15 protein-coding genes and 1 pseudogene are annotated in these 12,305 nt (G+C 62.3%); 3 read left to right on the forward strand and 13 right to left on the reverse strand.

The genetic code is table 11. The features are described 5' to 3' along the window. Positions 1-12 precede the first annotated feature (12 nt). A complete protein-coding gene (locus ABIE00_RS12095) occupies positions 13-672 on the forward strand; it encodes an alpha/beta hydrolase (protein WP_354263347.1) in 660 nt (219 codons plus the stop codon). A gap of 367 nt (positions 673-1,039) precedes the next feature. Next, complete coding sequence (locus tag ABIE00_RS12100; protein ID WP_354260514.1) at positions 1,040-1,459, forward strand: Hsp20/alpha crystallin family protein; 420 nt, start codon at positions 1,040-1,042, stop codon at positions 1,457-1,459. A gap of 736 nt (positions 1,460-2,195) precedes the next feature. On the opposite strand, the gene ABIE00_RS12105 is transcribed toward ABIE00_RS12100, so the two are convergent. Continuing rightward, on the reverse strand, positions 2,196-2,591 hold the full coding sequence (locus ABIE00_RS12105) for a DUF6221 family protein (protein ID WP_354260516.1): 396 nt from the start codon (positions 2,589-2,591) through the stop codon (positions 2,196-2,198). A 1,226-nt stretch (positions 2,592-3,817) separates the two neighbouring features. On the opposite strand from ABIE00_RS12105, the gene ABIE00_RS12110 reads away from it, so the two are divergent. After that, the gene (locus ABIE00_RS12110) at positions 3,818-3,994 is read left to right on the forward strand and encodes a hypothetical protein (protein WP_354260518.1); all 177 of its coding nucleotides are present in this window, start codon (positions 3,818-3,820) and stop codon (positions 3,992-3,994) included. Positions 3,995-4,220: 226 nt separating this feature from the next. On the opposite strand, the gene ABIE00_RS12115 is transcribed toward ABIE00_RS12110, so the two are convergent. From ABIE00_RS12115 to ABIE00_RS12170, 12 genes and pseudogenes are all read right to left on the reverse strand, one after another. Further along, positions 4,221-4,772, reverse strand: a complete 552-nt coding sequence (locus tag ABIE00_RS12115) for a TetR/AcrR family transcriptional regulator (RefSeq protein ID WP_354260520.1) — start codon at positions 4,770-4,772, stop codon at positions 4,221-4,223. Between the two features lie 451 nt (positions 4,773-5,223). Further along, positions 5,224-5,421 (reverse strand): hypothetical protein, encoded by a 198-nt coding sequence (locus ABIE00_RS12120; RefSeq protein WP_354260521.1) that lies wholly within the window; start codon positions 5,419-5,421, stop codon positions 5,224-5,226. 94 nt (positions 5,422-5,515) lie between these two features. Then, a complete protein-coding gene (locus ABIE00_RS12125; protein WP_354260523.1) occupies positions 5,516-5,701 on the reverse strand; it encodes a hypothetical protein in 186 nt (61 codons plus the stop codon). A gap of 509 nt (positions 5,702-6,210) precedes the next feature. Beyond that, complete coding sequence (locus tag ABIE00_RS12130) at positions 6,211-6,990, reverse strand: C69 family dipeptidase (RefSeq protein WP_354260525.1); 780 nt, start codon at positions 6,988-6,990, stop codon at positions 6,211-6,213. A gap of 8 nt (positions 6,991-6,998) precedes the next feature. Beyond that, positions 6,999-7,433 carry a purine-cytosine permease family protein gene (locus ABIE00_RS12135; protein WP_354260527.1) on the reverse strand — a complete coding sequence of 145 codons (435 nt, stop codon included), beginning with the start codon at positions 7,431-7,433 and terminating at the stop codon, positions 6,999-7,001. Between the two features lie 33 nt (positions 7,434-7,466). Continuing rightward, the gene (locus ABIE00_RS12140; RefSeq protein ID WP_354260529.1) at positions 7,467-8,270 is read right to left on the reverse strand and encodes a purine-cytosine permease family protein; all 804 of its coding nucleotides are present in this window, start codon (positions 8,268-8,270) and stop codon (positions 7,467-7,469) included. Between the two features lie 341 nt (positions 8,271-8,611). Then, positions 8,612-9,097 (reverse strand): MFS transporter, encoded by a 486-nt coding sequence (locus tag ABIE00_RS12145; protein WP_354263524.1) that lies wholly within the window; start codon positions 9,095-9,097, stop codon positions 8,612-8,614. 28 nt (positions 9,098-9,125) lie between these two features. Continuing rightward, positions 9,126-9,980, reverse strand: a pseudogene (locus ABIE00_RS12150) (MFS transporter); the annotation flags it as partial. Further along, a complete protein-coding gene (locus tag ABIE00_RS12155; RefSeq protein WP_354263349.1) occupies positions 9,968-10,339 on the reverse strand; it encodes a nuclear transport factor 2 family protein in 372 nt (123 codons plus the stop codon). The gene ABIE00_RS12155 and the pseudogene ABIE00_RS12150, both read right to left, overlap by 13 nt. A gap of 312 nt (positions 10,340-10,651) precedes the next feature. Beyond that, a complete protein-coding gene (locus tag ABIE00_RS12160; RefSeq protein ID WP_354260531.1) occupies positions 10,652-11,569 on the reverse strand; it encodes an NADP-dependent oxidoreductase in 918 nt (305 codons plus the stop codon). A 120-nt stretch (positions 11,570-11,689) separates the two neighbouring features. Further along, entirely contained in the window at positions 11,690-11,908 is a 219-nt protein-coding gene (locus ABIE00_RS12165) for a hypothetical protein (RefSeq protein ID WP_354260533.1), read from the reverse strand. 187 nt (positions 11,909-12,095) lie between these two features. Next, positions 12,096-12,281 carry a hypothetical protein gene (locus tag ABIE00_RS12170; RefSeq protein ID WP_354260535.1) on the reverse strand — a complete coding sequence of 62 codons (186 nt, stop codon included), beginning with the start codon at positions 12,279-12,281 and terminating at the stop codon, positions 12,096-12,098. Positions 12,282-12,305 lie beyond the last annotated feature (24 nt).

Genomic DNA, 12,305 nt, shown 5'->3' on the forward strand with positions numbered 1-12,305 from the left:
TCCTTGACCGCGGTGCCAGGCAAGGAACCCGGCCCAGCACCCGCTCCGGGACAGTATGCCCTCGCTGTTGAACCGGAACGGGACACCCTGCTCTACGTGCCTGCAGCGTTGCGCCGAGGACAGCCGGCTCCGCTGGTCCTCTTGCTTCACGGAGCGGGAGGTGAGGCGGCAGGAGGCCTGGGGCTGCTGTCCGGCTATGCCGAAAAACACAGACTTGTCCTTGCCGCACCGTCGTCGAGGACGTCAACCTGGGACGGTGTCCGCGGCGTTTTCGGCACCGACGTCAAGGCGATTGACCGGGCGCTTGAACGGATCTTTCAAATGGTCTTCGTTGACCAGAACCGTATCGCCATCGGCGGGTTCTCCGATGGAGCTTCCTACGCGTTGGGGCTGGGCCTGGCAAACGGCGGACTCTTTTCCAGGATCATTGCCTTCTCCCCCGGGTTTGTCCCTCCCGCGCCTCGGACCGGCAAACCCCGCATTTTCGTTTCCCACGGAGACCGGGACAACGTCCTGCCAATTGACCGGACCAGCCGCCGGCTGGTGCCCCTCCTCAGCAGGGAGGGCTACAACGTCACCTACCGGGAGTTCCGGGGCGGCCATGCGGTTCCCCCCGAAATTTCTCAGGAAGCGATTGAATGGCTGGGCTCAGAGAAATGGGAGGAGCGCTAAGCGCTGTTAGGACAACCCCAGGGCGGGGTTCTGGCAGAGCGAGGAACAGGGCTTCGGCCAGGATCGCCTTTCACACTTCGCCCAGTGAACGATTCGGCCACGCATAGGACTTGCCTGTGCCTGCTGATCTCTTTAGGCGGGACTGCGGGGTGCGTCAGGAGGGGCATGAAGTGACCGACGAAGAGACGCGCCGTTGCCTACAGCGGCCTGAAAGAGGGGACCGCGTCACCTTCGGCGCAGCCTCAAATTTTCCCGGGAAAATCCGATTCCGGGCAGGGGAAACCTCTTGTCACACCAGGTGACGGGTGCTATATAAATCTATGTCAGCGGATATAGATCCGGTCATCGTTGGCCAAGGAGGTATGTCATGTTGATGCTAGATCCGTTCCGCCAGCTGGACCGTCTTGCCGAGCAGGTTCTGGGCACGGTGGCCCGTCCGGCAGCAATGCCGATGGACGCCTGGCGGGAAGGTGATGAATATGTCGTCGCATTCGATCTGCCAGGTGTGGAGGTCGATTCGATCGATCTGGGCGTGGAACGGAATGTGCTGACCGTTCGCGCTGAACGGAAGGCACCCGTGAGTGAAGGCACTGAGCTGCTTGCGGCCGAGCGGCCCCGTGGCGTCTTCAGCCGGCAGCTGATCCTTGGTGACGCCCTGGAGACGGAGAAGGTCAAAGCCAACTATGACGCGGGCGTCCTGACGCTCCGCATCCCGATGGCAGGCCAGGCAGCTCCGCGCAAGATCGAAATCGAGACCAAGGGCGGCCAGCACCAGATCGGCGCCTAACAGACCGGGACGGGATGGCCGTTACACGCTAACGCTGCCTATTTGGGCGGTTGGTATTACTACACGCGCCACCGCGCCTTGATAGCGCACATGCAGCAGCAGCGCACGGAACATCCCGCCCGGCGGCCCCCGGCCACGCAAGTGGCCGGGGCGCCGTTTTCGCCGGCACCGAAACCGTGGCGGCCACTTGCACGGTGCCCGGCATCACGACCACGACTGCACACCATGTTCGCCGAGAATCAGCAAGACACCCAACCGCAACTGCAGCATCTGCAGGTGGGCGACACTGTCCGGGCCGGCGGGCGGAGTTCAGGGTCACCGCCACCGTCCACCAACGCCGCACTGTCCAGCTGGAACTCGAACCGCAGGACGGGGAGCATGCGACTCTCATCGGAGTCGCCACCGCAGCCCTCCCCTTTTAGCCTCGACGGGCAGGGGAAAGCGATACCAGCAGCACAGCCATGTGCCCAGGCGGGGGGCAATAGGGCTGAGCTCACGTGTTCTTCTGCACGTCGGTTAGCAGAATGATTTCTACCCTTGGCCGGAGCCTCCAACGCTAACCGTAGGGGGTGACAACACTGCCGGATTCCTGGACGGACCATCCTGGATGACCGGACAAAGCCTTGGTTTCAGCTTCCGTCTTGCTGGCTGCGATTCCGAACCAGACTTCGGTGCGATCGTGGCCATTTGTAACCACGACCCGCCACCGAAATTTCCTCGTCATGTTCCCGAACCCTCACAACTCGATTGCCCAGCCTTCCTGGTAGTCGGGGTGGTCCCTGTATGGCGACGCCATACACATGAGGACGTACTCACTGGTCCCGCCAACCTCGCTGGCCATGTCGGTGACGACGAGAGGTACGTTTGCCAGTATCTGTCGCTTCGCCGCGCACTCCGCGAGGATGCGACCCGGATTGAACTGCGCGATATATATCCTGTCTTCGTCCTTGGAAGAGAGGTAGCCGGGGACGTCGTCAGCGTAGGCGTCGAGGACCGTTTGTTCGTCCGCGGCGTAGAGCGCCGGACTCCGCGTTCCGTCTTTCCTGAACCATTCCCAAGGCGCAGGGGAAGCTGCCTGGGCGACAGTTTCGTCTTCACTGATCCGGTCTTGCAGGAACTCGATAATATCCATGCTCCATCGTGCCACCAATCGAAGCGTCGGCCCCTGGGAGGCCGACGTTCTTCCCGATCCCGGAGGCAGCTAACCATGCGCCTACATGACTTGCACCCGCCTCCTAAGATCGCCCACATGGAGAGCCGAACGAACATCGAAGCCCGCCACTGCGACGAGTGCGGGAAAGTCACCCCTCACTTGGTGCACTATATGGTTGACTATTCACCCCGATGGGTCACACGTACCGACGTCGGGAGTGGCTGCATACACTGCAGAGGCCAAGGAACAATAGCCCTATGGCGTCCGGGCTGGCCGATCCAGTCGTTCTGACATGCCACGTCGAGCCTCGTCTGGCAGCGGCCCGCGGGACACTGGCCCTGATGTAGCCGAGAACAGCCTGGCAGCCAGCATCTGGATCTGTGCGTTCGATGGAGAGCATCTGCAGCACCTGGCCCAAGTCGATAGAACTGATTGCTGTCCGTGCTTATGGTCAATGTGCCCCTGAACCGGGGATCTTCCAGCGAACCGGGGATCTTCCAGGTTCGTGAGCGCGGCGGTCAGCGGGCCTCGTTCCGGACCTTCTCACTCATCTTTTGCTGCCCAGCCCGGGCGGTACGCCGTGGACAGGGGCGGTCGGCGGCGTACATGTGACCAGGGAGGTGCATCATGTCTGCTCCGTGTCAGGCTCCCCGTCGTCATTGAGTTCGCGGGCGGCGATGTGCTCGCGAACCGCCGCTTCAGATCGCCGGGCCCGCAACGCATTCCCCCTTGCATCCGGACCCGGCGGACAATCTCCTCCAGGTAATGGCCAGGACAGGGACGCATTGATGGCAGCCGAGACGCTGAGGCCAACGCTCCGCAGGCCGGCGCGAGAGGATCTGCGACCGGCTGGGGTCGGGGGTGTCCTTGGCTTTCCGCCTCCAGGTCGCGGCAGCAGACGACATGAGCAAGCTCATCCGCGTTCCGGTCGAGCCTGTAATTCACTGCCCAAGTCCAAGTCGCACCATTTCCATGGCCCCGCCATCTGGGATGATGGCCGTATTGTGGGTGCCCGCATCACACCTCATCACAATCGGGCTACCGGTCAGCCATGCACAGGCTGTGACTCTTGGAACGGATTTCTTGATCCAGTATTGACCATTCCCCGATGAGCCCTTGAGCCATCAGGAGAAGAGTGTGCCTTGCAAGAGGGTTACTCGGTCAGGAACCCGGGATGAGTCCGGGCAGGGCAAAGGGGAACAGCAATGCAGATCCAGCCAGCGGTCATCACCGGAAGCCTTATCGAAGAACACTCGTCCGTTCAGCTCTTCGGATTGCCCCAGCGTGACCGGACCCCGGCTGCCGGGCCGGAGGAGCCGCCGTCTGCCAGCAAGCGCGAGCTGCAGTTCCCCGATTTCTTCCCGGTGTACCCCTTCATCTGAAGCCCATATTGCCCAAAGGGATGGCTCCAGTGTGGGGGCCGGCGGCAACTTGGGGGGAGGTGCCCGGTCTCAAGGCACTCGTCGCCGCCGGCCTGCACCAAGTTTCCCCCGGAAACGGGCCGCTGGCCCGAGTAGCCCCTACCTGAATCTGGCCCGTTGCCGCTACCCGAACGCGCAAACGGAGGTGTCTTTTGAGTGTGCTCCGGCACCTGCCGCCTGTGTCGAGTCAGGGCACAGAGCGTCGGTGGCGCTCTACGAGGGATATGGCCATCTGCTTGGCGAGCCCGGCGGCCTCCTGATCACCTTCCATGGCGGAGATGATGGAACCCTTCAGCAGGAGGTGCCACGCACGGGCAAACATGTCCCAGCGCTCCAGCCCGGCGTCTTCGGCCAAGGCTTGGACATGTCCACGGATCCTAGCCAGGTATTCGACGCTCGCGCGGCCCAAGGGATGTTCCGGACCCATCTCCATGAGGACCCTGATAAGCATGTTGGATTTGTAGCCGCCACCACTGAGCCACTCAGCGACAACCTCGAAGATGACCAGCAACTCCTCTTCCGGTGTGGCGCTGCGGCGCTTCGCCTCCGCCACGACATCCCCAAACCAAACCTGATCCCGTCGGGCCAGAACTGCCAGAACCAGGTCATCCTTGGAGGGAAAATGCCGGTAGAACGTCGACTTGGCCACCCTGGACGACTCGATCAGTTCGTTCACGCCGACATCCCGAATGCCGCGCCTCGAGAACAGGCCGTAGGCAGTACTGAGGATGCGTTCCATCGTGTCGGTCGAGGCTGACGTGGGCTGCCCCGGAAGTGAGTCGCCAGGACGACGGTCCGCAGCGGTCACGATCCGAGCGTCCCAGGATCGCAGGTCAAATCAGCCATAAAGCTACCCCAATTCTTGAATCACTCTACTTGCTATTCCCAGCCTCCGTGCAAGCCGGAGGTCCCCCTCTCAGGCTCCGATCAACGTTCGCGACAACTGGGATCGGGAAAGGCGGGTTCCTAAAGTCGCTATAGAAGTTAGAGCCAGTAACTTAAGTGCGGGCACACCTCCACTCCCCCCAAATGAAAAGGTTTTTCCGTAGAGACCGCGTTGACACATTGCGGGGCTCCTCGCCATCCTGGCAGTCCCACTTGCAGGCTCCTATCGGTCTCTCGGTCGAGAGGCAAGACAGCAGTAAGTCGCTTGTGGACGGCCGGACTGACCTTCACAGGGATACGGCTCGTCAGCCCTCGTGCCGGAGGACGGCGCGGAGCCGGACGGAGCGGGACCCGATCCGGTTTGTTTGCCCTGTACGCTGCTTGCGGGCCTTCTGGTCCTGATGGGTGCCGGCAGCCCCGGAAGAGGCGAACTGGACCCGCTGGCGGACCAACTCAGCCGGCAGAGCGAAGCCAGGCTTTCGGGGCTTCTTTCGCGAGGCCATGGCGTCTTTCCTTTCCTAGTCGGTGATACGGACACCAGTGTGCCCTGTTTCCCAATGTGTGCGACACCCCTGATGGCAAGCGCCGGCACGTCCTTCAAACGGACACCACTCTGCGATGATGCCGCTCTTCAGCATGGTGACGCTGCCCGGAATAACTAAAGGGCACGATCGGCTCCCGCGTGGCGATTCGTTGGGCCGGGCCCGGCGCGGGCGCGGCGATGCGCCCGGTAATGTCGGCGGCTTTGGTGGCAGTGGCGAAGTTGAAGATGCTGCCGCCCACGCCGGCGATGTTGCACTGGAGGTTCCGGTGGTCATGCCGTCAGGAGGATCCTTTCGGCGAGGCTTGCAGCTGCCCGGTGTGGGCGGCCTACGTCGTCTGCGGGCTGGCCGGTCAGAGCATCCACGTTCACTTCGCGCACGTACTTTTCAGCACCTCGGAGAGGCCGTTGTCCCATGCCTCATCGTTTCATTCGTTTGGATTACACCCCAACCTGACTGGCGGTTGAATGGGGCCCCTGCGCCGTACAGGGCGTGACGCAGGGGCTCCTAGGCCGCTCCAGCTCTTGGGGAAAGCTGGGTGCCTGCAGATAACCTATGCGGAGCCCCGGCACCGTAGCCGCTGGCGCAGCCGATTTCGATACTTCTTGAGCAAACCTTGCGCCCAACAGGTAGGAGGATTCGCATGCACATTTTTAATGCTGCTGGGATCAAGATCGGCCCATGCAGTCTTTTATTTGGGGCTCGCTTCCGTGTGGGACATCGTGTCCCCTCCCCTGCGGTAGTCAAGGGTCATCGAGGGCCCCTTCGCGTCCCACCCCGGATTCCTTGGCTCCGCCTCAGGGCCGTGCGGTGCCCGCCGGGATCTCGGCTCTCATGTAGGTCTTGGAACACCCACCACCCGTCTGCAGCGTGGTTGAGGCCTTGCTGAGCATCATCAGGCCCTGCGGCTGGCCGGAGATATTCTTGCAGCAGGCGCTCGTTGCTGATCGAGTAAATGCCGGACTCCACTCGGCGACTGATCCACTCGCGACCGCTGGTTTCGAGAACCCAGGCGTCCTTCCCATCCGCAATCAGGTACGAGTTGTCGTAGGAGCCATCCACCGGCTGTTTGCCGTGCAGGTCTGAGCCCCATTGCCCGTAACGCTCAAGGAGTCCCGTCATGACTTCCAGGGCATGTGAAGCTGTTCGTCCTCGTTCCAGTCCGAGCTTGATAAGTTCCATTCCGATAATGCCGGCCGACGGCGGGCTCCCCGCCCGCGCTGCTTCAACGCTGCTTGCCCATGACCGAGTGAACTGGGCTTCATTTCCGATGGTGACATTGTGCTCGTTGACGCCGAACTCGTATCCCCAGCACCAGAAGGGCGCTCCACCTAGATGGGCATACGCGGGCTCGTCGTCGATGGAGACATATGCCAATTCGAGCCGACCTGCCTTTGGGCGTCGTGGCACGTAGCGCAGAGGCTGCGCTTCGCCGGCAGGACGGTCGCTGTTCTTGCCGAATATGAGCCGGCCATCCGCTGTCGCATCTGTCTGAGCAACAAATGCGTCACAGCTCCATGGCTTCAACATGTCCCCGTTCAAACCAGCGCCTCATCGAGTTCTGTGACTTTCTTGGGCAGGTAGTACTTGCCCTTGGTGGCGACCGTAAGAACCACATGCACGATGGGTCCGAGAATCATCGAGATGAACGACGCGTAGGCGATTGGGTACACCTCGATGATGCCAAGAGCACCCACCGCTACGGCCAGCCCCAGGGCAAAGAGGCCGCAGGGATTCCATGCCCGGACGTCTTCCTCCCGGTATTCGATGTCCTCTCCGCGGCCGAGTCTGAGCCACCGGCGGCAGATGAAATAGTCCGCAAGAATAATCAGGACCCAGGTGTTCGTGAGAACGCCGGTGATGGCGAGGAAGGTGCCCAGATGATTGATGACATTGGTCGCGTAGAAGATCACACCGAAGAGCCAGACAGCGAACATCCACCAGGGCCGGCCGGGACGGAAGTGCGCGGCCACATCGAACCCGCTCGAGAGCGTGATCGATCCGCCTTACAGGTTCATTACGTTGATGCGGATCTGAGTTACGACGACAAAAATGACGCCGGCCAGTCCGAGCAGATGCACGAATACAAACCCTGGGTCCTGGGCCTTTTCGGCGCCAAACTGTCCAACGAGGGAGGCTCCCAGGAAGGCCCCGAGGAAGATCACCACGAACATCGGTATGAGTTCCAGGATCATGATCATGGCTGTGCCGCGGTACCGGATGTTCTTGGCAGCGAACCGTCCGTAGTCGGTGGCCATCAGACCCTGGAAAATCATTTGGCCGTTGGCGAAGCTCATCGCCGTCCACATCGCGGCTCCCCCGGAGACCCCGGTGGCTGCCCAGCCCTCAGGTCCGACACCGCCGCCTTGCCCCTGAAGCTCAAGAAGCGCCCAAATCAGCAGGCCAACAAAGATGGGGAAGCCCCAGGTCTGAAGTACTGACATGGCGTACATGCCGCGCCAGACAAAGGCAATGGTGGCCAGCCCGATACCCGCGAAGATCAAAATGCCGCCGAAGGAATTGATCTCGATGTTGAAGTAGTAGGCAACCGCGTGTGAAACGATCGTCCCTTCGAACAGAAAGTAGTAAATGAAGTTGACGGCGTAGATAAATGACGTGAGCGCTGCGCCGCGGCTGCCGAAGCCTAGCCCGCGGGAGATCAGGCTTTGTGACAGACCTTCCCGGCTCGCCATCCGCATGGTCAGCGCACCGATCAGTATGGCACCGAAGAAGAAATAGCCGATGGGGATCAGCATCATCGGCCAGCCCACAAGGAATGTTTGCTGGGCACCGAAGGAGAAGAAGAACATCGCTGTGGCGTTGCCCAGCAGAACCAGGCTAATCGCGGGGATGGACCATCGCTTCTCGGCTGGCACCCTTTCGATGGCGTAGCTCTCGATTTGGTCATCAATTGAGGCCTCGGGCCCCTTAAAGATTTTTAGAATGGACATGGGAAAGTTCCTCAGGTCTGCTTGGATGAAAATAATTTGTGCGCTGCCGACTTTGGCCGCCCACGTGTTTCTACATTTCGATTTCAGCCTTCGTGGGGCTCGTGAAGCAGCGATTCGGCGCTGTGTTCGCCGCCGAAGCTGTGTACCTCTCGGGATTTGGGGGGCACGGGGTGGTCTCATTGCTGGCGTTGTCACTGATCTCATTTCATGTGCCGCCCGGTCTGGCCGAGCAAAGATCTGCCGCTCTTAGGGGATGTCGCTCGGGCTTCAGGGGCCCTTCGCAGATGAGCATGATTAGGACGGTCTGAAAGTTCCGCCGCGGGGTTGGACGTGTTGGGTGCGGGCTTTGCGGTGGGAAAGCGATCGGGGCCTCTTTGAATTGGTTGCGGCCAGGCAACGGTGTACACGGTGGCGACAAGGGCAAGTGCGCCGTATCCGAGCGCGATCTGCGGTAGTGAGAAGGTGTTGGTGAGTTGCCCGGCGATGAGGGCGGGGATCGTGGCGCCGCTGTAGCTGATGAGGTAGATAACGCTGAAGGTTGGTGCCCGGTCCGTGGAGGTGCTGCCGTGTAGCAGACCGCGGGTGGCGGCACTGATGGCGATGCCTTGAGCGGCGCCGGCGATGATGGTCGCGGCGACGAACAGCACCAGTGTGCCGGTGGCGATCGCTGTGATGATCCCGGTCATCCCCCGCCAAGAAGGCGACCAGGCCGAAGCGTCGGGCTGCCGCGGGGGTGAACCGGCTGCCGAGCGGAGCGCCGAGAGCGCTGGAACCCATGTATGCGGCAAACACGAGTGCGAGGACGAGAGGACTGGTGGTGTGGAGTTGATTTTCGACCAGCGCGGGCACGAACGCCTGGTAGAAGGCGCCGACCGCCCACGTAGGCAGGAGAACCGCAGCCGTGACGGGCAATAGATACCTGACTCTGACCGGTACGCGGACGCTGGGCCTCAGCGATAGCCACGCACCCGGCGTTCGAGTCACCGTCTCGGGGCTGATCGCGATGAGTACGGCTGACAGGAGGAGGAGGACGATGACGACGAGGTAGATGAGTTCGCGTGGCCAGGGGCCGAACTGGACCAGGGCGCCGGAGGCGACTGCGCCGACGGCGAGGCCGAGCATGACTGTCTGGCTGGAGGCGACAGAGGCCAACCATGCCGGCCTGGAGGGTGCGGTGTCGACGATATAGGAGGTGAGGCTGCTGCTGGCCAGCCCGGCGCCGAGGCCCAATAGAAGCCGACCGGTGATGAGGGTGCCGATCTCCCGCACGTTCAACAACAGCAGACACCCAAAAAGCAGCAGACCCAGGCTTGCCATCGAGGTAGGTCGCCGGCCCAGATGATTGGACAGTCGTCCGAGCACCAGCAGGGTGGCGAGGGTAGCGGCGGAGTAGGCGACGACAGTCATCGAGATGCCAGCGTTGTTGAACCCGTCCTCGGCCCGGTAGACGTTGAACAGCGGGATCGTCGAGCCCACCGCGGCGAACGCGGCGACTAGGGAGAACACCGCGGAGATGAAGGCCAGCCGCAGCCTGGAGCCCCGGCCAGTCTCGTCAATCACCGACGCCATGTCGTACGTCGAGCCGCGCCGCAGCAGGTCAGGCCCCCGGAGCGATTGCGCAGGCCGAGGCCCTCACGCTTTTGGTACGCGTCCGTGTACAGGGCTTCCTGCACAGATCCGTCGGCGATCATGGTGTAGCGGGCGCGCCCGTGGATCAGGGCGACCTCGCCGAGGGCGCGGATCTTGGCGTCCACGAGAGCGAGATCCTTGAAGGGGCGCGGCTTCGCTATGTACTCGAGGTACTCGTTGCAGTCGCGGGTGACTCCTGGAGTCTGCACGATGAAATCCTCGGCGAGCAGCTCGCGGAAGCGCTCAGCATCGCTGGCCTGGTCCGCCCGGTTGTAGTCGAGGTTGAGCTGTTCGAGGATCGCAAGATCTTCGACCGACTGCTTAGTATTGCTCGTTTCGTGGTCCTTCTCTGCGCGCGGTTGTCAGTCCGTATTGCTGTTGCGAGGCCGAAAGGGTCCGTGCGGCCCCTTCATGGCCCTCGGAGGGACCCGGATGACCGTCTTCCGCGGGTGCCGGCTGGTCTGGGTGTAGACGACCCGGCATCGTCGCGAGTCGCACGGCAGCGAGGTTCGTACTCAGCCTGTTTATCCCGCGCCGGCGGGCCGACCTCCGTCCGTTGAGGGGGAACGGACACGACGCCAGGGTCGATGGCCGGCCGGCGTACCGGGAGCTTATGAACGAACGGTGATGATCGTCTTGCCCTGGCGTCGCTCGGTCGGGTTGAGGGCGGCGATGGCGTCGTCGAGAGTCGCGACGTTGCCGATGTTCGTTCCCAGCCGGCCGTCCCGCACGCGCCGGGCGATCTCCGTCAGTTGAGCGGGAATGGACTCGACCACGAAGTCGATCGCCAGCCCGTCTGCGGGCCGCGCGTCGGTCAGCCCGGTGACCGTCACCAGCGTTCCGCCGGCCCGGATCAGGCTTGCGGACCGCTTCTGGATGTCCCCGCCGATGACGTCGAACACCAGGTCGACTGCGCCGATGTCTTCGAGGGTGTCATTTTCGAGATCGACGAATTCGTGAGAACCGAAGTCGAGAGCCTTCTGCCGGTCGGCGGCGCGTCCGGTGCCGATGACGTGGGCACCTGCCTCGCGCGCGAGTTGTGTGACCATGGTCCCGACGGCGCCGGCCGCACCGTGCGCGAGGACGCTCTGCCCGGCTTGGAGGCGACCGTGCACGAACAGTCCCTGCCACGCTGTGAGGCCCGAGATCGGCAGGCTCGCGCCGACCGTGAAGTCGACATCGCCCGGCAGCGGCGCCAGGTTGCGCGCCTCGACCGCGACATACTCTGCAAGGGTGCCGTCACGATGCCAGTCCGAGATACCGAACACCCGTTGTCCCACCGAAAGCCCTGTCGTGCCGTAGCCAAGGGCCGTGACCACTCCGGCCAGTTCGTGTCCGAGGATCGACGGAGTGCGGTCGCGTCCGGCCCGATCCGTCCAGGTAGACGGCCATTCCACCTCCGTCGGCACGTATCCGGCCGCGTGGATCTCAACGATGACGTCGTTGATCGCCGCAGCTGGCTCTGGACGTTCCAGCAGCCTCATTCCGGCCGCGCCTGCGGCCTGATCCGTTACCACTATCGCTTTCATTCGATTGCCTCTCTGTTGTTTTGTTTAATGATTTGCTCTTAATGACAGGCCTGGAAATGCTTTATGTGCGGCAGCAGGTTTCTCGGTAGGGAGAGTCTGGCGAACGTGAGCTGCCCGCACTTATCGCCACAGTTGCCGTTCCAGTGTCATCCCAAACGGGACGGAATCGCTGAGCGCTACCGTGAACCGTTCGCAGGAGTGACGGGTGACCAGTATTCCGTATTTGCCTGTTTCCACTGCCTGCTTCTCGGCTTCCGCGTGTGCTTCATCGAGCCTTCTTTCCATGCTTGGTCGATCAGCTGCGGAGACCGTCAGCTGGAAGCGGGTGGTATGGCCCATGGTTACTCCTTGGCGTTGAGGGTACTGATGCATCATCAATGGTTGGACGATGGCCGTCGCCCGGGCCACGGCTTGGTGCGGCATCGCTGCATTCCCATCTGCGGAGCGGCCAAGACCGCCGTTCGACGAGCCGACACACGACAAACGACAAAAAGAGCCTCACCCGACGCTCCTTGCCGGGGCGGTCTTAGAAGTGTTCGTTCGGTAGGTCGTCCCGCCGTACCGCGTAGCGGTACGCGCGCGCATCGGTCTCGACTTCGAATCCGGCAAGGTCCGTTTCAGAGGCCTGCTCGAAGTCGTCGTGCGAATGCACGATCGGTGCGAAGTAATCGCCCCGGGAGGCGGGGCCCAGAAGGACGTAAGCCCACCACACCGGACGAAAATGTCGCTTTAAAAA

It is taken from the genome of Arthrobacter sp. OAP107, assembly GCF_040546765.1.
GTDB lineage: Bacteria > Actinomycetota > Actinomycetes > Actinomycetales > Micrococcaceae > Arthrobacter.

What these genes read in the sequence shown, in the direction of transcription:
- ABIE00_RS12110 (WP_354260518.1), top strand. Translation starts at nt 3,818, where the DNA reads ATGCAGATCCAGCCAGCGGTCATCACCGGAAGCCTTATCGAAGAACAC.
- ABIE00_RS12165 (WP_354260533.1), bottom strand. Translation starts at nt 11,908, where the DNA reads ATGGGCCATACCACCCGCTTCCAGCTGACGGTCTCCGCAGCTGATCGA.
- ABIE00_RS12145 (WP_354263524.1), bottom strand. Translation starts at nt 9,097, where the DNA reads ATGACCGGGATCATCACAGCGATCGCCACCGGCACACTGGTGCTGTTC.
- ABIE00_RS12100 (WP_354260514.1), top strand. Translation starts at nt 1,040, where the DNA reads ATGTTGATGCTAGATCCGTTCCGCCAGCTGGACCGTCTTGCCGAGCAG.
- ABIE00_RS12120 (WP_354260521.1), bottom strand. Translation starts at nt 5,421, where the DNA reads ATGGCCTCGCGAAAGAAGCCCCGAAAGCCTGGCTTCGCTCTGCCGGCT.
- ABIE00_RS12140 (WP_354260529.1), bottom strand. Translation starts at nt 8,270, where the DNA reads ATGTTCTTCTTCTCCTTCGGTGCCCAGCAAACATTCCTTGTGGGCTGG.
- ABIE00_RS12105 (WP_354260516.1), bottom strand. Translation starts at nt 2,591, where the DNA reads ATGGATATTATCGAGTTCCTGCAAGACCGGATCAGTGAAGACGAAACT.
- ABIE00_RS12130 (WP_354260525.1), bottom strand. Translation starts at nt 6,990, where the DNA reads ATGTTGAAGCCATGGAGCTGTGACGCATTTGTTGCTCAGACAGATGCG.
- ABIE00_RS12115 (WP_354260520.1), bottom strand. Translation starts at nt 4,772, where the DNA reads ATGGAACGCATCCTCAGTACTGCCTACGGCCTGTTCTCGAGGCGCGGC.
- ABIE00_RS12160 (WP_354260531.1), bottom strand. Translation starts at nt 11,569, where the DNA reads ATGAAAGCGATAGTGGTAACGGATCAGGCCGCAGGCGCGGCCGGAATG.